Raw genomic sequence first — 17979 nt, 5'->3', positions numbered from 1 at the left:
GAAGCGCAGTACTCATCGCACATCGCCCACCAGTATGACCGTGTCGGGGCCCGCCTCCCGCCCGATCGCGATGACCTCGACCTCGATCCCGTAACCCGTGAGGGTCCGTGCCAGGTGTGCGAGCGCGATCTGCGCGTTGGGAAAGAGCGTCTCCGGGGTCAGCGGCATCCGGCGGGCGACCTTCATCGCGAGGACGACCTTCGACGGGCGCCAGCCCTCCGGAAGCTCCCGGCTCCCGAGGCTCGTCTTGCGGACGAGGTCGGCGAAGGACGCGCGGGCGTCGTGGCGGAGGCACAGGTTCTCCGCCGAGACGAGGGCCTGGGCGAACATGTGGCTGAACGGCTGAGTGCGCTTGCCGCCCTTCACGTGGACGAGCTCGTTGCCCGGACCGAGCAGGTCGCACGGCTCGAAGCCCTGCGCGCCGTGGAACTCGGTCCGGGCTCCGGTCCGGTCGAGGTTGAGGAACCGGGCCGGGCCGAGGGAATCCTGGACCTGCTCGTTGTAGAGGGCCTCGCCGCGCTTCCCGGAGCCGGGCCGCGGCCTCAGGCCGTCCGGCCAGGACGGCAGGTCGAGGCTCGGCACCGGCTTGAACAGCGCGGCGATGCGGCGCTGGACCGAGGTGAAGTACTCGGTGCCGCCCTCGTACCAGGTTCCCTCGACGAGGAAGTACTCGCGCTCGTTCACGCGCACGGACGCGGCCAGCCACTTGTCGGCCGATGCCCTTCCGAGCACGCGCGTCCCCTCCGCGTCCTCGCACATCCGCACTTCGCCGCGCCGGAGCGCCTGCACGGCCGGAACCTTGTGCTGGAGCCGGCAGTGGCGGAGGACGGCGTCGAGGTCGAGGTCACCCGGGCAGGGGATCTCAGCCGGCCCGATCTTGATGATGTGGCCGGACGCCTCCTGGGCGCGGTCGGCGAGGTCCATCGGAACCGCCGCGGCGAGCCGCATCCCGGTGTCGTCGCCGGGGTCCGCGCGGAGCCGCGCGTCGAGCCGGCCGTCGAGGTCGGCGAGCCGCCAGTCGTCGCGGACCGGGGAGACGGCCTCGACGAAGGCGAAGTCGTCCGGCACGGCCCGCTCGCAGATCTCGGAGATCCGGCGCAGCAGGGCCACGAGGCGGGCCCGGTCGACCGGGATCCGCAGCCGGAGCCCGGCAGACCCCTCGACCCGGAGCGGCCGTGCGCGTTCCAGGCCGAGATCCTCCGGGTCGACCATCCCCGCCAGCCTCCCGACGATCTCGGTGTACTCGCTGAGGCCGATGTGCCCGATGGGGATGCCGGACGGGACGTAGGTCGCGTCCTGGCGCCCGAGCCCTGTCATGGAGCGCCGCACGACGGAACGGACCCGGTCCGCGTCGACCGCCCGGATGGTGAACCTCAGCCCGAAAGCGTGGTCCCTGTGCTGCTCGGGGATGGCTCGCGAACCTCCGCCGAAGCCGATCGCGTACCGGTGGCCGTCCACGTCGAGGAACAGCAGCGCCCGGCAGTCGACGGTCGCGTAGTTGTCGGGGAGCGGCCCGATGAGGTGCTGGGCGGTCGCAACCCACGGAGCCGGGGCGGGGGCGCGGCGCCAGTGGAAGGCCACCGCGTCGGCGTCCGGGTAGTCCGGGAACGCCATGCCGGTCGACGCGGCCTCGTCCAGGTAGGTGCCCTGAAGGGTTTCGAGGAAGGCGTCGACGTCCGTCGCGGCGTCGGAGATGCGGTAGATGGTCAGTTCGTGCGTCGGCACAGGCATGGCTAGGCCCCCGGAGGAAGACGTCCCGCGGCCGGTGGCCGGGGATCAGGTGGGATGCGCGGTTTCATCGCGGTAGTCCACCGCGTCCCATTAGTCGAGTGGAACAACAGCATCAGCCAACCTGTTAGCGTTGTCAACATGTTTAATGATTGATCAGACGCTCACAGGCGTGTACGTTGCCGCTATGGCAGAGGACGAGGCGGTACTGGTCTCGCCCGCGGAGGTCGCGCGGATGGCCGGAGTCACCAGAGCGGCCGTGTCGAACTGGCGGCGGCGACATTCGGACTTCCCGGAGGCGGCGGGCGGCACCGGCGCCGCGCCGCTGTTCGCGCTGCCGGAGGTCCGGCGATGGCTCGAACGGCAGGGCAAGGGCCGACCCATGGCGGACGAGGTCAGGCTGTGGCACGCGCTCCGAGCCGAACGCGGCGAGGACATGGCCGGCGCGCTGGCGGCGGTCGCCGCAGAGCTGGCAGGCGAACGGAGCGGAAAGCCCCTAGGAAGGGCCACTGCGGACCTCGTCGCCGAACTGGCGCGCGATCGGACGCCCGGCGAACTCGTCCGCGACCTGGCGGAGCGGTATGTAGCGTCCGCGACCCACAGCGGCGGCGACCACGTGTCGACACCGTCGCTCGTGCGGGTCGTCCGCCACTTCGCGGGGGAGACGAAAGGCGTCGTGTACGACCCGGCCTGCGGGATAGGTGACCTGCTCCTTTCCGTCGGCGGTTCCAAAGTGAAGGGACGCGTCGGCCAAGACGTGGCCGACGGTCTGCCAGAGTTCGTCCGCCTGCGGGCCAGGCTGGAGAAGAGGCCCGGCACTATCGAGGTCGCACAGGGCGACGCGCTGCGCGACGACCGGTTCCCCCGGCTCAAGGCCGCCCTCGTGGTGTGCGACCCGCCGTCCGGCCAAGCCGACTGGGGGCGAGACGATCTGCTGCTCGACCCCCGTTGGGAGATCGCCCTGCCGCCGAAGGCCGAGGGCGACCTCGCCTGGCTCCAACACTGCCACTTCCACACGGCTCCTGGCGGGCGCGCCCTGATCGTCCTACCCGCCTCCGCCGCCTACCGCCGATCCGGCCGCCGCATCCGTTCCGAGCTGGCGCGCGGGGGCATACTGGACACGCTGGTCGCGCTGCCCGGCGGGCTCGCCGCCGGACACTCCGCGCCCATGCACCTGTGGATACTGAGACGCCCGACCCGCCAGCCCGGCCCAGACGCCCGCGTCCGTATGATCGACCTGACGGACGCCGACCTCGGCAGGACCATCGAGCCGGACCCCGAACGGGTCGCGGACGTGCCGGTCATCTCCCTGCTGGACGAGGAAGCCGACCTGACCCCGGGCCGCCATGTCGCGGCCGGGCAGCCCGGCGCCGCCGCCTACGAGAAGGCGCGCACCCGGTTCGAGGAGCTGCTCGAACAGCTGCGCCACGCGTTGCCTCGCCTGCCCGAGGGGACGGAGGAGCTGGCGGCAACCGTCAACGTGTCCGAGCTGGTCCGCGCCGGCCTCGTCCGGGTCGAAGAGGGACGCCCGGTCTCCACCACCGACCAGCTGGACACGGACTTCCTGCTCGGCTTCATGACGAGCGCGGTCAACACGCGCCGCAACACGTCCGGCTCCGGCACCCACCGCGCCGACCCGCGTGGGGCCCGCGTCCCGCAGATGGACCCTGACCGCCAGCGTTTCTACGGGACCGCGTTCAGAGAACTGGAAACCTTCGTGCAGCACCTCGAAGAGGCGGCCAAAATGGGACGCCGTGCCGTGCAAATGGCGCACGACGGCCTGACGAGCGGAACACTGGAACCACCCCGAGCGAAAGACGAGGACGACGAGTGAGCGTTGACCAGAACCTCTCCGCGTTCATCTGGTCGGTGGCGGACCTGCTCCGCGGCGACTACAAGCAGTCGGAGTACGGCAAGGTCATCCTCCCGTTCACGGTTCTGCGGCGGTTCGACTGCGTGATGGAGCCGACCCGGCAGGCCGTCTGGGAGAAGGCCGACGCCTATCCGGGCGACGCGCCTCCCGCACTGCTGAAGTCGGTGGCGAAACTGCCGATCTACAACACGTCCCGGCAGAGCTTCCGGACGATCGGCAGCGACCCCGCGAACGTGCGCAAGAACCTCACCGACTTCATCAACGGGTTCTCGTCCGAGGTCGCCGAGATCATCGAACGCTACGCGTTCCACACGCAGATCGAGCGGCTGGACGCGGCCGGGCTCCTCTACCAGGTGGTGCAGAAGTTCGCCGACCCGAAACTCGACCTGAGCCTGTCCAGGGTCAGCAACCACGACATGGGCTACCTGTTCGAGGAGCTGATCCGGAAGTTCTCGGAACTCTCCAACGAGACGGCCGGTGAGCACTTCACCCCGCGCGAGGTCATCGAGCTCATGGTCGAACTGCTGCTCGCCCCGGACGTCGACGCCCTCACCGGTGAGGGAAAGGTCATCGACATCCTCGACCCGGCCTGCGGAACGGGCGGGATGCTCGCCGCCGCCGAGGAGCACATCCGGGCGCTCAATCCGAACGCGCGCATCAACCTGGCGGGCCAGGAACTCAACGCCGAGTCGTACGCGATCTGCCGCTCCGACATGCTGCTGAAGGGGTACGACGAGACGAGTTCGCGCATCAAGTTCGGCAACTCGTTCAGCCACGACGGGCACGAGGACTCCACCTTCCGCTACATGCTGGCCAACCCGCCGTTCGGCGTGGAGTGGAAGAAGGTGGAGAAGGCCGTCAAGGACGAGGCCAAGGACTACGGCCACGCCGGACGCTTCGGAGCCGGCCTGCCCCGCATCAACGACGGCTCGTTCCTGTTCCTCCAGCACATGATGCACAAGATGAGGCCCGTCACGATCGACGTGGAGGGTGACCTCAAGGGGTCCCGTATCGCCATCGTCTTCAACGGCTCGCCGCTCTTCACGGGCGGCGCCGGGTCGGGCGAGTCGGAGATCCGCCGCTGGATCATCGAGAACGACTACCTCGAAGCGATCGTCGCCCTCCCCGACCAGCTCTTCTACAACACCGGCATCTCCACGTACTTCTGGATCGTCACCAACCACAAGGCGGAGCGGAACAAAGGGAAGGTCGTCCTCCTCGACGCCCGCGACCAGTGGACGAAGATCCGCAAGTCCCTCGGCGAGAAGCGCAAGGAGATCAGCCAGGCCCAGCGCAACCACATCTGCGCCGTCTACCGGGACGCTCTTGAGATCGCCGCCGACCCGGACCACCCCGACCACGCCAAGGTCAAGGTGTTCCGCAACGAGGACTTCGGTTACCAGCGCATCACCATCGACCGGCCGCTGCGCCAGCGCTTCGAGGTCAGCGAGGAGACCCTGACGGCCCTAGCCGAGACCAGGGCGGTTCAGGGATACGAGCTGAGAGACGAGCTGCTGACCGGCCTCAAGACCCTCATCGGCACCTCCATGAAGGCCCGGACGAAGTTCCGCGAGAAGCTCTTCGCCACCTACATCGAGAACTCCATCACCGTCCCACCGGACAAGGCGGAGAAGGCCATCATGACCGCCTTCGCCGTCACCGACCCGGAGGGAGAGGTGCAGAAGGTCAAGGGCAAGGTCGTACACGACCCCGACCTCCGCGACTTCGAGAACGTCCCCCTCATAGAGGACATCGATGAGTACTTCGAGCGCGAGGTCCTCCCACACGTCCCCGACGCTTGGATCAACGAAAGCAAGGACCCCAAGACGAAGGAGACGATCCGAGCCAAGATTGGCTACGAGATCCCCTTCACCAGGTACTTCTACACTTACACTCCACCTCGCCCTCTCGAAGAGATAGACGCGGAGTTGAAGGCCATCGAAGCCCAGATCCAAGAACTCCTCGGCCAGGTGACGCATGGTTGATTTGACTCTCCCCGAGGGGTGGCGCATGGAGAGCGTTGGCCGCTCGATACTGTCTCTGGCTGACGGGCCTTTCGGTAGTAACCTCGCTTCCAAGCATTACACTGACGAAGGTGCTCGCGTAATCCGGCTTGGTAATATCGGTGTTGGTCGTTTTAAGGACGATGACCGAGCATACATTTCTTTGGAACGTTATACGGTATTGAAACGGCATGCGGTTGAAGCGGGAGATGTCATAGTTGCCGGGCTAGGCGACAGCAACAATCCCCTTGGTCGAGCATGCAGGGTTCCGGCAGGTTTGGGTCGCGCTATCGTCAAGGCCGATTGTTTCCGACTGCGCATGGATGAAACTCGGCTTGATTCGCGATTCTTGGTATATTTTCTAACTTCAAGCCTGGGGGAGTGGGGCGCTAAGGTCAAGTCCCGGGGGTCAACACGTCAGCGCATGAACCCGCGTGATGTGGCATCGTTGCATCTACCCGCTCCACCGCTGCGGGAGCAGCGGCGCATCGCAGACTTCCTGGATGTTGAGACCTCCAAAATTGACCAGATGATGCAACTGCGGAGGGAAATGTCGCTACTGTTGCAACAGCGGGAGCGTGCGCTGCTGGATGTTGAGATCGCTACCCTCGTTTGCCGGTTTGGCTCGCTTCCTTTCCGGCGGTTTATTCTTCGAATGGAACAAGGGGTGAGCCCTCAGTGTGACGTCGTCCCAGCTAGCGATCAAGAGTGGGGTGTGCTCAAGGTCAGTGCAGTTAAGAACGGGCAGTTTTTCGGTGACCAGAACAAGCGGCTTCCTGACGAACTGCTTCCCGAATCACAGTATGAAGTGAGGGCCGGAGATCTGCTCATCACGCGCGCTAACACCCCAGCCCTCGTTGGTGCGGCCGCCGTCGCCAGGAATCCTCGTAGGCGACTCATACTCTGCGACAAGATCTTCCGGGTGCATGTGAGTGATGGAATGAGCAAGGACTACCTTGCTCTCATCGCCAGAGGTACGCGAATCCGAGACCTCTGCGCAGAAGCGTCTCACGGAAGCTCACAGTCCATGGCGAACCTAAAAACCGAGGAGATCAAACAGTGGCCAATTCCGAAGGCGCCGCTCGCTGAGCAGGAGGCGCTTACAAGGCGCTTCGATGTATCCTTCAGTATCAGCAGCGGGCTAATTGGTTCCATTAAGACTCAAGTTAGGTTGCTGGAGGAGCGGCGGCGCGCGGTTATTACGGCGGCTGTGACAGGGGAGTTGGACGTTACGACCGCGCGGAGCATCTCGTCCGTGTAATGCTGATCGCGGGTGATTGATCCGGTGGGCCAACGGTGGCGGGGAGGCTGAGGTGAGGATGGGTTCCGGACGAGGCGGCGGCCCCAAGATCCCTATACAGGTCCAGCAAGTGCGGCAGGCGTTGCTGAAGGACTACGAGGGCCTGATCTACACCGACGATCTGAGCGGGTATCAAGGCAACGCATGGGAGCAGCGATTCCTGTCCCGGGCGCTGACGGCCTCGGCGATCCGTCACGTGACGAAGTGTGATCACAAGGCGGCCGGTCAGGCCGTGATCGATGGCGAGAACGATCAGGGCATCGATGGCGTCGCGCTCGATGTGAGCTCACGCGAAGTCTGGCTGGCCCAGGCCAAGTGGAGCGACGCGGGCAAGGGGAAGATGGACCTGGGCGAGGCCCTGAAGTTCATCGAGGGCCTGCGGCTGATCGAGCGACGTGACTTCGAGGGCACCTTCAACGACAGGTTCGATCCCTTCAAGGCCCAGCTCGACGTGGCCATGGGTGACGCTCGCCTCAAGATCACGCTTGTCATCGCCCTCATGGGGCCGGCCGTCTTGTCGGACGCCGTCCGGCAGCTCCTCGACCGTACTCGTGCGGAGTTCAATCGCCACGGACCGCTGCTCGACTACAAAGTCATCGGCGATGCGGAGTTCCATCAGCAGCTGCGTCAAGATCTGGCACCCGCACCAATCGACGTCGAGGCCACCATGTCGAGGTGGATCAAGCGCGACACTCCCTTCGAGGCGTGGCAGGGGACCGTTGCGGTACGCGACATTGCCCAGTGGTTCGACGATCACGGCGACGCGCTGTACGAGCAGAACGTCCGCAAGTCCCTCGGGCTGACCCGGATCAACTCCGGCATCAAAGAGACGTTGCTCAACGAACCCGAGAACTTCTGGTACTTCAACAACGGCATCACCGTGTTGTGCGACAGCATCGAGCCTTACTGGCTCGGGCGGCCACGGCCTGACGAGCCGGTCCGGCTGACTATGAACGGCGTCAGTGTGGTCAACGGGGCGCAGACCGTCTCCGCCATTCATGAAGCCATGAAGCAGAACGAACAGGCTGTGGACGAGGCTGACGTCACCGTGCGCGCATTCTCTCTGGGGGCGGACCGTCCGGCCTACGCGAAGCGAATCACGGAGACGACGAACACGCAGAACGACGTCTCCCAGCGTGACTTCATCGCATTGGACACAACCCAGGCTGCCATCCGCGAAGACTTCCTGCTGTCGCTGGGGAAGACCTACGTCTACAAGCGGGGTGAGCCGGACCCGTCACCTGATGCAGGATGCTCGGTCGAGCATGCGGCGTTGGCGCTGGCCTGTGCGCACCGCTCACCCGAATTGGCCGTACGAGCCAGCCAAGGCACGGAGACGCTGTGGGAACGCGGGTCCAGCGGAGCCTATCCACGTCTCTTCAAAGAGGCACCGAGCGCGTACCGGGTCTGGCGGCTCGTCCAGGCGCGGCGTGTGGTGGGGGCCGCGCTGGAGGCGAAGCGCAAGGATCTTCACGGCCGCGCGGCGGATATGGCCAGGCGCGGTGACCTGCTCGTCACCCATCTCGTCCTCCAGCTTCTCGATCTGGAAGACGTCGACGAGCACGCCTTCGATGAAGAGTCGATGTTGGCGAGCATCCCCGAGCTGACAGACGGTGTCCTCGCCTGGCTCATCTATCACGTGGACGCCGAGTACGGCGCGAACTCTTTCCTCTCCACCACGTTCACAGATGAGACGCGGTGCAAGGATCTCGCCAAGCTGGTTCTTGATGACGTGCGGCGCGGCGGGACGGTCCCGATCCTCCCGAAGGACTATCAACCGCCCAAGCGTGCGCAACGCAAGCAACGTCGTCCGAACGCGGTCCCGACCCTTGTCAATGCGGGACGGTTGCTCGACGGGACGCGGCTGGTCTACCGGCCGGAGACCAGCAACGAGGAGTTGGCAGTCAAACCCTGGCTGGACGCGGATTCCCGGAGAGACACAGCTACCTGGGTGAACGACCGTCGTAAGTGCCTTCTGTGGGCTTACGACGGGGCGGCGTACTCTCCAACCGGTCTGATCGTCCACATCTGGGAGCTCGCGGGTTACGACCGCTCTCCTGTAGCGGTGCAGGGGCCAAGACGATGGTGGCTGGACGACAAGTCGCTCTGGGATCTCGCCGTTGAGATCTTTGAGAATGAGGAGAGTTGATCCGGCTCTAGCGGATGGTGACCCGGAGCGGCTGCCTGGTGGGGGAGCCGTCGGTGGCCTGCGCGGGGCTTGGGGGGCAGCGCAGGCACCGGAACGGCAGCCGCTCCGGGAGATCAACGGTGTTTGCCGATGTAGCCGGTGTCGGTAATGGCCATGCCGACCAAGAAGATCAGCGTCGTAACCGTGAAGGCCGCGAGCAGTGAGCCCCCGGTAATCGCCAATGTGGTGATCACAGCGTCTCCTCGATCTTGCGTTGGTCGGCGAGGGCCTCCCGGAGTTGGTCGTACGTGTCCTCAACGAGGGTCGCGCAGAGGCCGCGATTGATCTCCCACATCTTCAGCGGTGGACCGAGGCGCGTGGCCACCAGGCATCGCATTGTCGGCGGCCGGCGGATGTGCCATGCCGGGTACTGCTCTTGCAGTCGCTGTCGTTCTTGATCATTCACGGCTCGGAGTTCCCTGCGAGTTGGGGTGCCTTTCGAGAGACGAGCCTTGCAGCTCAGAGTTACTCTGTGCTACGAACCGTTCACTCCCCGAACGGCACCCGAGCAAGTGATGGCGACACCCCAGAACAGGTCAGCCGACACCCGGGAGGCACCCGATGGCACCCTCACGCGACACCAACCCCTCCGCTTACCAGGAAGTGTTCGTCAGCGAGCTGCGGGCGAGGCGCGAAGCATCCGGGCTCAGCCGCAACAAACTCGCGGCTGCGCTGGGTTGCACCCCTCAGTGGATCGCCAAGGTCGAGATCTTCGAGAAGCCTCCGTCTGAGAGCCTCGCTGATGACCTGGACACGTACTTCCAGCTAGGCGGAACGTTCCGACGCATGTGGGAGATGCACCTAGAAGTGCGTAAGCGTGGCTTGATCCCGAGCGGCTTTCGGCCCCTAATTGAGGCGGAGAAGAAAACTGATCAGGTCAGCATCTACGAACCGCTGCTGATTCCGGGTCTGTTCCAGACAGAGGAGTATGCCCGACTCGTGCTGGGTGCTAATAGGCGTCCCGACAAGCTCGAAGAGTTGGTCTCGATTCGCCTTGGCCGTCAGGCTGTCCTAGACAAGGCTGAGCCGCCATGGATATTTCTGCTGATCCGTGAGGCGGTCATCCGTGATTTGCCTGCGGGGGTCATCCTCGGTCAGTGTAAGCGACTGCTGGAGTTGGCAGAAAGAACGACAATATCAGTTCAGGTCGTCCCGACGGGCGCTCATTTGTTTCATCCGGCAGGATTCCAGATTCTCGGATTCCCGCAGGCGCCTTCCATCGCTTACATGGAAGGCACCGGTGAGCATGGTCAAACCCTCACAAACCCGGAAGCAGTGCGTAGGCTTGCCGTACTCTTCAACTTGGCAAGATCCGAGGCGCTGTCTGCCGAGGATTCCATGGCCTCGATCAGGAACTACATGGAAGGCACGTGAGCATGTCTGACCGGTCGCATGTGTCTTGGCGTAAGAGCTCTTACAGTGATCAAGAAGGGGGCAACTGCGTCGAGGTTGCCGAAGTTGCGGCGAGCGTGGCTGTGCGGGACTCCAAGGACCCGGACGGGCCGAAGCTGACCATCCGCCGGGCGGCTTTCGAGACGCTGGCTCGCGACATCCGCGCGGGCCGGTACGACGGGTAGGGCAGCTTCTGGCGGCTCTCGGTGCCTTTCGCCCGTGATTCGGGCGTGAGGCACCCGCCTTGCCGGGGTAAGGAACGAGCCGGACCGCCTGTCCTCGGGGCATGCTCGCGGATGAGCGGGGGGTGCGGGGCCTCCTCGGCCCCCGCGGCCGAGAAAGCCGGCGCAGAGCCGGGCTGGGATCGCCACCGCGACGAAACGCCACCGCCGGAAGCGCGGACGCTCACCGGTTGCGTCCTCCTCAGTCGTGCACGTCGGGGGTCGGGAGTGGCAGGATCTCCCGTTCGAAAAAGCTCAGCAGTTGCTTGCCCGCATCATGCGGCTCGACGAGTTGCCGATGGCACGCGTGGATCACAGCCGGGTCGTCATGGCGACGGCCTCCCGAGTGCGTGCCGTCGCTGTCGTAGAGGACCTCGTACATCACTTCGGTGCCGAGGAACACCAGTTCGGGTAGCTGATGCTCGGCCTCCAGGTGGCTGACCAATGAAGCGTCCAGAATCCGAATGTCCTGGAGGCCCGCCTGGGCTCTCACCCGGAGGACGTGGAGTTCCCACTGGAGGTATGGGCTGATCGGTCGCTCGACGATCCCGAACCGGTGGCTTTCACGCCCGCTGACCGTCGAGCCCTCCGGGTTGACGGTGGAACAGCGCTCCTCGACCGCGGCGAGGGCGCCTCTCCAGTCGCCGTTGCTTAGCGCGACCCAGCCGGGGTCGTCGGGCTCACGGAAGGTCTGTCGGCGTTCCAGCTTCCAGAACGCGCCTTCGGTACGTTCGTGGTACCGCCAGAAGTCGCTGAGATAACCCTGGGGGTCCAGTCGGACGGCGGCGAGACCCGTATGCGATCAAGCATCGGGGAGGTTGGGCTTCGCGGCGATCAGCATGTTCCGGAGACCACTGCGAGCCGTTCGTTCGAGCTGCGGCAGGCGTGGGCGCGGATTCCTCACCCGTGTGACCGTGGGGCCGCTGGATCGTGCTGGTACGCCGCAGGCCTCGTGGGTGCCGCTGCGGTCCCTACGTTCGTAGCCGCGCGGCTCCATCAGAGCCACATCCCGGTGTTTGCTCTTCTAGAGGTGGCTGGGACGGTGCCATACGCGGGTGTTGTTGCGTTCTTCCTTGCGGCGGAAGGCGTCCTCAAGGTCGATGTCGTACCGGTTGACGACCGCGACAAGCATCAGTAGCGAGTCGACGGCTTCCTCGCCCAGGTCGTTGACTCGTCCCTGCGGGTCCTCGGGTTGGCCTTCGAGCTTTCCCACCGCGCGGCATACTTCGCCGATCTCCTCGACGAGCTTGAGGCACTGCGCTGTGGCCGGCCGCCCTTCGAAGCCCCTTTCGGCTTCCAGTTTGGCGACGTAGTCCTGGATGTCGCGTAGCGAGGCGTGGTCGCGGAGGGGATTCATCTCGTGTCACCCCATGGGGTCGATGAGGCAGGGGTGACGACGCTAGCAGCCGATCATGGCCGACGACCGGATTTCATTGCCGTGGGCGGGCGCGGATCATTCCACGACCATCAGGGTGCGTTCCAAGTACTTGTTCAGGTGGTGTTCTTTGTACGGGTATGCCGCCCAGAGCTGTGCCGCCGTCTGTTCGTGCAGGTTCCCGAAGGGCAGGATGCACTCGGGTTCCTGCCATACCGGGGAGGCGACGGCGCGGCCGTCGGGCTCGATGAGGATCGCGTGGCCGGCGCCGATCTTCATCCAGTCGGCGATGGTGATGCGCGGCAGCCAGCCGCATGCCTCGCGCTCGGCGGTCAGGAACTTCTCCAGCTCGTCCAGTTCCTCACCGGTGGTGAAGTCCTCGAACAGATTCCGGCTGTAGCCCTTGGGGATCGTGGTGAGAATCTTGACCTTCTTCGCGCCGAAGACGTCGCCGGTCTGGCAGATGTAGTGAATCTTCCGTTTGTTGCGGCCCAGGTACACGCAGATCACCGACAAGGGGATGTCCTCTTCCGCGACTCTCCGCAATCCGCGGATCACCATGTCATAGTTGCCTCGGATCCGGTCATGCTGGCGGCGCGGTCCGTCGACGGTGATATCGACATAATCGACGAGCGTCCGCAGCCTCGCCGCTCCGTCCCGGGTGATCATGGACGCGTTGGTGGACAGCACGACCTGCCCGAACCTGTCTTGGCAGTACTCCAGGACCTCCCAGAAGTGGCGGTATCGCATCGGCTCGCCGCCGGACAGGATGATCCGCCGCATCCCGGACAGCTTGTCGAGCATCGCCAACACCTCTTCGTGAGACCGCGTGCCGATGCCGGGGGGCTCGCTGCAGTAGGTGCAACTGAAGTTGCAGTCGCGGGTCAGCTGGAACGTCAGCGATAAGGGCCGGTCCATCTGCTCGACCAGATTGCTCGTCTTCTCGCCGCCAGGGGCCTTATAGCACTGTGCCTCGTCGTCGAAGACCAGTTGGGGCAAGGCGCCCTCCGGAGGCGTGTAGGCACTGGACCGGTGGCTCCTGGACCGGGTCAACTGCCGGGTCTTCGGAACGCCCCCTGTCGGGTGGACGGCGGGAGTGGCGGACGGCTGGGTCATGATCTGCCCTTTCTCCGAATCAACATGGCTTTAGGTCACGAGGACCTCGCTGAGCCTCGGGCATGACGCCAGCGCATCCGCCGACGCGGCCGCCGCCCCGACGATCGGGATTTCGTACTCTCTGGCAAGCAGCGCGACGGCGACGCCGGCCTTGTGACGGCCGATGCCGGGAAAGCCGGTAAGCCGATGCAGCAGTGTGCTCGCCGATGGGTTGTCTGACCACACGTTCGCTGCCCGAGCGCCGTAGTGGTCGACCAGTCGCGCGCAGATCCCGATGACGCGTGCCGACATCACGACGGCGAACGGGTGGATCGCCGGGCGCTCGCGCATCACAGTGACGAGGGAACTCGGATCGGCGACGGCGAGGGCGTCCACGTCCAGGCCGCCGAGCCGAGCTGAGAGCCGCACCGGTGCCTTCCACGCGGTCTCGGCGCGGACTTGCTGGTTGAACAGGACTCCGAGCAGGAAATGTAGGTCACCGGCGGGTGCGTCAAGGTCGGGAAAATCCGGCTTTCCGGGGGTCATTGGGCACCCTCGAAACACCGGGCGTACAGCCAGTCCAGCAGGTTCTGGTGATCGGTCATCGTCGAATTATCGACCATGCGGCTCGGTACGCCCTGACGTTTCATGTGTTCGGCGTACCGCGTGTAGGCCGCTGCTTCTGCCCCGGCATCGACGGTTTGGAGCCGAGTCGTGGTCGCGCGTTGGATGTGCCGTCGGCGCAGTTCCCGCGCCGACACCCGTAGGACCAGGTTCAGTGCGGGGCGAGGGAAGTCGCCGTTCAACTGCTCAATGACGGTTTCGGGTACGCCGTCCGCAGTGTGGAAGACATAGGAGGACAGGATGTAGCGGTCGCAGATGACGGTGCGTCCGTCAGCCAAGGCCGGTCCGATCACGTCGTTGACATGCCGCCGGCGATCCTCGGCGATGGACGCGGCCAAGTCGACGCCGTGCATCCGCTGCTCGCGGGTCAGGTCGAACGCCGGAGTCGGCTCCTTGGTCAGAACGACGTCGGCCCTCGATGCGGCGGCCAGCCGGGTGGACAAATCACTGACCAGCGTCGTCTTTCCGGCCAGCTTGGGCCCCTCAAGAGCGATAAGTCGACCTCTCATCATCGCTCCGTCCACTGCCCGGTCATTTGTGGTCGAGTTTCCTGTCAGGCTGTAAGCCTTCCCCAACGCGATGGGTCCACCTCCGCATGGCCGCAGCCGGTCGTGTTCCAGACCCTCACGGTTCAGGAAGCGGGTGCGCCCGGCTCGACTCGGGGTCCACCGCCCACCTCGGCGTGCCCGCACCTCTGTTCCGCGTGGTCCGCAAGGCCCCGCGGCTTTCGTCGGATCGGCCTGGCCGATGAGCGGGCGGGTGAGCCGAGTGTGGCGGCCGGGGCGGTCGGACCGGTCGTAGCCTGGAGGCACTACTGGATGCCTCGCCTCCGGGCGCCGATCGGAGACGAGGCCGCGGCGCTTCCCCTCTCCCCGTTCGCAGAACCTCACGGCGCGCCAGTTCGGGTGGCCCCGTCAATGCGTAGGTTCTGTTAGCGAAGTCAACAACCTGAAACAGGTTGATTGTTGCTCACAAGCGTCCTAGAGTAAGCGCCGCCGGATCAAGCGGCGGCGGTGGGTGAGTCGGGCGGACGAGGTGGGGGCCGTGAGCGCGAAGGTGTACGGAGAGAAGACGTTCGAGGACGCCGTCGAGAGTGCATTGATCGGTCACGGATGGGCGCGGGGCGAGCCGGGGAACTACGACCGGGAGCTCGGGCTCGACACGGCGGAGCTGGCGGTGTTCCTCGGCCGGACGCAGCCCTGGGAATGGGAGCGACTCCGTACCGCCTACGGCGAGGACCCCGCCCGGCCGTTCGCGCGGCTAGTGGGCAAGGAGATCGACGCGCGGGGCGCGCTGGACGTCCTGCGCACGGGTGTGAAGGACAAGGGGATCCGGTTCAGGCTCGCCTACTTCCGGCCCGCGCACACGCTGGCGGCCGGCGCGCTGGACGAGTACCGCGCGAACCGCCTGACGGTGACCCGGCAGCTGCACTACTCGGCCGAGGAGCCCGCCAAGTCCGTCGACCTGGCGCTCTTCGTCAACGGCATACCGGTGGCGTCCGCCGAGCTGAAGAACGCCGCGACCGGGCAGACCGTCGCCGACGCGCGCAGGCAGTACCGCGAGCGCGACCCCAAGGCCCTCTTCTTCGCGCGGCGGACGCTCGTCCATTTCGCCGTGGACACCGACCTCGTCTTCCTGACCACGCGCCTCAAGGGGAACAAGACGCGGTTCCTGCCGTTCAACCAGGGTTCCAAGGGGCCAGGGCTATCGGGGGAGGCGGGCAACCCGCCCGCCGGCGATTCCGGATACCGGACGTCCTACCTGTGGGAGCAGGTGCTCCAGCGGGACAACTTCCTGGAATTGGTCCAGCAGTACCTGCACGTCGAGGACGCGGACGCCAAGGCCGGCAAGGCCCCCTCGTTCAAACCGTTCGCCGCCCACACCCAGCCGCTCATCTTCCCCCGCTACCACCAGTGGCACGCGGTCAGGACGTTGATCGCGGACGCACGGGAGAAGGGCGCCGGGGAGAACTACCTGATCGAGCACTCGGCCGGTTCCGGGAAGTCCAACACGATCGCGTGGCTGGCGCACCGGCTGTCGACGCTGCACGACGACGCGAACGAGCCGGTGTTCGACAAGGTCATCGTGCTGACCGACCGGCTCGTCCTCGACAAGCAGCTCCAGGACACGGTCTACCAGTTCGAGCAGGTCCAGGGCGTGGTGGAGCGGATCGAGAAGGACTCCGCGCAGCTGGCCGAAGCGCTCACCGGCGCCCGCGCCCGCATCGTGATCACCACCCAGCAGAAGTTCCCGTACGTCCTCGGCAAGGTGCGCGACCTGTCGAAGCGCAAGTACGCGATCGTCATCGACGAGGCGCACTCGTCTCAGGGCGGCGAGGACGACGCCGCCCTGAAGAAGGCCCTCGGCTCGCGGACGGAGGACGAGACCGGCGACCCGCTGACCTCGGCGGCGCTGGCGCGCGGCAGGCAGCCGAACCTGTCGGTGTTCGCGTTCACCGCGACGCCGAAGAAGAAGACCCTCGACCTGTTCGGCCGGTTCAACGCGGAGAAGGGCAAGAACGAGCCCGTCCACGTGTACTCGATGCGGCAGGCGATCGACGAGGGCTTCATCCTCGACGTGCTGCGGAACTACGTCACCTACGGCACGTACTTCAAGCTGTCGCAGGCCGCCGCCGACGAGGCCGACCGGATGGTCGACCCGCGCAAGGCCAAGGCGCAGATCGTGCGGCAGGCGATCTGGTCCGAGGCGTCCACCGCGGTCCGCGCGAAGATCATCGTCGACCACTTCCGGTCGCACACCGCGCCCCGGATCGGGGGCCGCGCGAAGGCGATGGTGGTGACGCCGCTGCGAGCTGACGCCCTGAAGCTCTACCAGGCGATCCGCACCTACGTCGACGAGCGCGGGTTCACCGACTGCGGGACGCTGGTGGCGTTCTCCGGCGCGCTGCGACTGGAAGAGGGCGGTGCCGAGTACACCGAGGCCAAGCTCAACGGATTCCCCGAGCGGGAGCTTCCGGCGCGGTTCGCCTACACGCGGGCCGACGACAAGCGCGCCGGGACCGTCCCGAGGCAGGAGTACCGGATCCTCGTCGCCGCCGAGAAGTACCAGACGGGCTTCGACCAGCCGCTCCTCACCACGATGTACGTCGCGAAGCCGCTCGCGGACGTCGCGGCGGTGCAGACGCTGTCGCGGCTCAACCGCACCCACCCGGGCAAGACCCAGGAAGACCTGTTCGTGATGGACTTCGCGAACAAGGCCGACGACATCCTGGACGCCTTCCAGCCGTACTACGAGACGACGATCAGTGAGCCGACCGACCCCGACCTCCTTTACGCCAAGGAGCGGGAGGTGCTCGCCTACCGGCTGCTCGTCGAGGCGGAGATGCGGCGGTTCTTCGAAGCGCTCAGTGCCGAGCGGGCCAAGGCCGCCGACGAGCGCGAGCTGGTCAAGGCGCACGGGAAGCTGTACCGGTGGCTGGAACCGGCCGTCGACCGGTTCGTCGCGCTGGCCGCCGAGGAGCCGGACAAGGCCGAGGCGTTCCGGGGCGCGCTGCGCGACTTCGTCCGCGCCTACGGGTTCCTCGCCCAGGTGATCGGTTACAACGACGACGACCTCGAACTGCTCTACCAGTACGGCCGGTTCCTGCTGAACAAGCTCCCGCCGCGAGGCCAGGAGGCGGCCGTGGACGTCGGCCAGGTCGAGCCGAGCCACCTGCGCGTGGAGAAGAAGGGCGAGCACGAGCTGCGGCTTGAGGCCGACGGCGACCAGGAGGTGAGCGGGCTTCTCGGCGGCGCGACGGGCCCGTCCGCCGATCCCGAGGAGCTGTCCCTCTCGGAGCTGATCGACCGGGTCAACGACGAGTACGGCGCGAATCTCTCCACCGCGGACAAGATCATCGTGGGTCAGTTCGCGGTGGCGATCGCCGAGGACGCGCAGCTCGCCGCGATCGCGCTCAACAATCCCCGCGAGGTGTTCGAGCGTGAGGTCGACAAGGACGCCGACCGCATCATGATCGACCAGGCTGCGTCCAACGAGGAGCTGCTCGTCCGGTATTTCGATGACGAGCGCGTCAACCGGCTCTTCAAGCAGGTCGCCAAACGGCAGGCGTACGACATGATCCGGCGGCCCGTGCGGCGCGAGGCGCAGCGGCGCGCGACCGCCGAACGGGCGGCGGAGATTCGCCGGACTCGCGGCTCTCGTCCCGAGTAGCGTGCATCCC

At 65.9% G+C, this 17979-nt stretch carries 13 protein-coding genes; 7 read left to right on the top strand and 6 right to left on the bottom strand.

Annotated elements, in window-relative coordinates:
• Positions 1 to 12: 12 nt before the first annotated feature.
• Entirely contained in the window at positions 13 to 1731 is a 1719-nt protein-coding gene (locus FKD65_RS14870; RefSeq protein ID WP_141578060.1) for a DUF6119 family protein, read from the bottom strand.
• A 184-nt stretch (positions 1732 to 1915) separates the two neighbouring features.
• Between FKD65_RS14870 and FKD65_RS14865 the strand changes: the two genes are divergently transcribed.
• The 6 genes from FKD65_RS14865 (at position 1916) to FKD65_RS14840 (ending at position 10669) form a co-directional block, all read left to right on the top strand.
• Complete coding sequence (locus FKD65_RS14865) at positions 1916 to 3562, top strand: N-6 DNA methylase (protein WP_141578059.1); 1647 nt, start codon at positions 1916 to 1918, stop codon at positions 3560 to 3562.
• Positions 3559 to 5586 carry a class I SAM-dependent DNA methyltransferase gene (locus tag FKD65_RS14860; protein ID WP_141578058.1) on the top strand — a complete coding sequence of 676 codons (2028 nt, stop codon included), beginning with the start codon at positions 3559 to 3561 and terminating at the stop codon, positions 5584 to 5586. The genes FKD65_RS14865 and FKD65_RS14860 overlap by 4 nt, the downstream gene beginning before the upstream one ends.
• A 25-nt stretch (positions 5587 to 5611) precedes the next feature.
• Entirely contained in the window at positions 5612 to 6865 is a 1254-nt protein-coding gene (locus tag FKD65_RS14855; RefSeq protein WP_168221045.1) for a restriction endonuclease subunit S, read from the top strand.
• Positions 6866 to 6923: 58 nt separating this feature from the next.
• Entirely contained in the window at positions 6924 to 9053 is a 2130-nt protein-coding gene (locus FKD65_RS14850; protein WP_141586841.1) for an AIPR family protein, read from the top strand.
• A 600-nt stretch (positions 9054 to 9653) separates the two neighbouring features.
• Positions 9654 to 10466 (top strand): helix-turn-helix transcriptional regulator, encoded by an 813-nt coding sequence (locus FKD65_RS14845; RefSeq protein WP_141578056.1) that lies wholly within the window; start codon positions 9654 to 9656, stop codon positions 10464 to 10466.
• 2 nt (positions 10467 to 10468) lie between these two features.
• The gene (locus FKD65_RS14840) at positions 10469 to 10669 is read left to right on the top strand and encodes a DUF397 domain-containing protein (RefSeq protein ID WP_141586840.1); all 201 of its coding nucleotides are present in this window, start codon (positions 10469 to 10471) and stop codon (positions 10667 to 10669) included.
• A gap of 238 nt (positions 10670 to 10907) precedes the next feature.
• Here the strand turns inward: FKD65_RS14840 and FKD65_RS46600 are convergent, their stop codons facing one another.
• The 5 genes from FKD65_RS46600 to FKD65_RS14815 all read right to left on the bottom strand — a co-directional run bounded on the left by FKD65_RS46600 (position 10908) and on the right by FKD65_RS14815 (position 14323).
• Positions 10908 to 11480 (bottom strand): DUF6879 family protein, encoded by a 573-nt coding sequence (locus FKD65_RS46600; RefSeq protein WP_368367271.1) that lies wholly within the window; start codon positions 11478 to 11480, stop codon positions 10908 to 10910.
• A 249-nt stretch (positions 11481 to 11729) separates the two neighbouring features.
• A complete protein-coding gene (locus FKD65_RS14830) occupies positions 11730 to 12062 on the bottom strand; it encodes a MazG nucleotide pyrophosphohydrolase domain-containing protein (protein WP_141578054.1) in 333 nt (110 codons plus the stop codon).
• A 96-nt stretch (positions 12063 to 12158) separates the two neighbouring features.
• Positions 12159 to 13079: a radical SAM protein gene (locus FKD65_RS14825; protein ID WP_168221044.1), complete on the bottom strand. Its 921-nt coding sequence runs from the start codon at positions 13077 to 13079 to the stop codon at positions 12159 to 12161.
• 147 nt (positions 13080 to 13226) lie between these two features.
• Positions 13227 to 13721, bottom strand: coding sequence for a hypothetical protein (locus FKD65_RS14820; RefSeq protein ID WP_141578052.1), 495 nt, complete (start codon positions 13719 to 13721; stop codon positions 13227 to 13229).
• On the bottom strand, positions 13718 to 14323 hold the full coding sequence (locus FKD65_RS14815) for a hypothetical protein (RefSeq protein ID WP_141578051.1): 606 nt from the start codon (positions 14321 to 14323) through the stop codon (positions 13718 to 13720). The genes FKD65_RS14820 and FKD65_RS14815 overlap by 4 nt, the downstream gene beginning before the upstream one ends.
• 520 nt (positions 14324 to 14843) lie before the next feature.
• On the opposite strand from FKD65_RS14815, the gene FKD65_RS14810 reads away from it, so the two are divergent.
• On the top strand, positions 14844 to 17969 hold the full coding sequence (locus FKD65_RS14810; protein WP_141578050.1) for a type I restriction endonuclease subunit R: 3126 nt from the start codon (positions 14844 to 14846) through the stop codon (positions 17967 to 17969).
• The last annotated feature ends 10 nt before the right edge of the window (positions 17970 to 17979 follow it).

Origin of the sequence: Actinomadura sp. WMMA1423 (assembly GCF_006547145.1) — a bacterium.
GTDB lineage: Bacteria > Actinomycetota > Actinomycetes > Streptosporangiales > Streptosporangiaceae > Spirillospora.
This window is presented reverse-complemented; position numbering and strand designations above follow the sequence as displayed.

Excerpts from the sequence above, each read along its gene's own strand:
- FKD65_RS14865 (WP_141578059.1), top strand. The coding sequence starts at position 1,916 with ATGGCAGAGGACGAGGCGGTACTGGTCTCGCCCGCGGAGGTCGCGCGG.
- FKD65_RS14855 (WP_168221045.1), top strand. The coding sequence starts at position 5,612 with ATGGAGAGCGTTGGCCGCTCGATACTGTCTCTGGCTGACGGGCCTTTC.
- FKD65_RS14840 (WP_141586840.1), top strand. The coding sequence starts at position 10,469 with ATGTCTGACCGGTCGCATGTGTCTTGGCGTAAGAGCTCTTACAGTGAT.
- FKD65_RS14820 (WP_141578052.1), bottom strand. The coding sequence starts at position 13,721 with ATGACCCCCGGAAAGCCGGATTTTCCCGACCTTGACGCACCCGCCGGT.
- FKD65_RS14850 (WP_141586841.1), top strand. The coding sequence starts at position 6,924 with ATGGGTTCCGGACGAGGCGGCGGCCCCAAGATCCCTATACAGGTCCAG.
- FKD65_RS14870 (WP_141578060.1), bottom strand. The coding sequence starts at position 1,731 with ATGCCTGTGCCGACGCACGAACTGACCATCTACCGCATCTCCGACGCC.
- FKD65_RS14830 (WP_141578054.1), bottom strand. The coding sequence starts at position 12,062 with ATGAATCCCCTCCGCGACCACGCCTCGCTACGCGACATCCAGGACTAC.
- FKD65_RS14845 (WP_141578056.1), top strand. The coding sequence starts at position 9,654 with ATGGCACCCTCACGCGACACCAACCCCTCCGCTTACCAGGAAGTGTTC.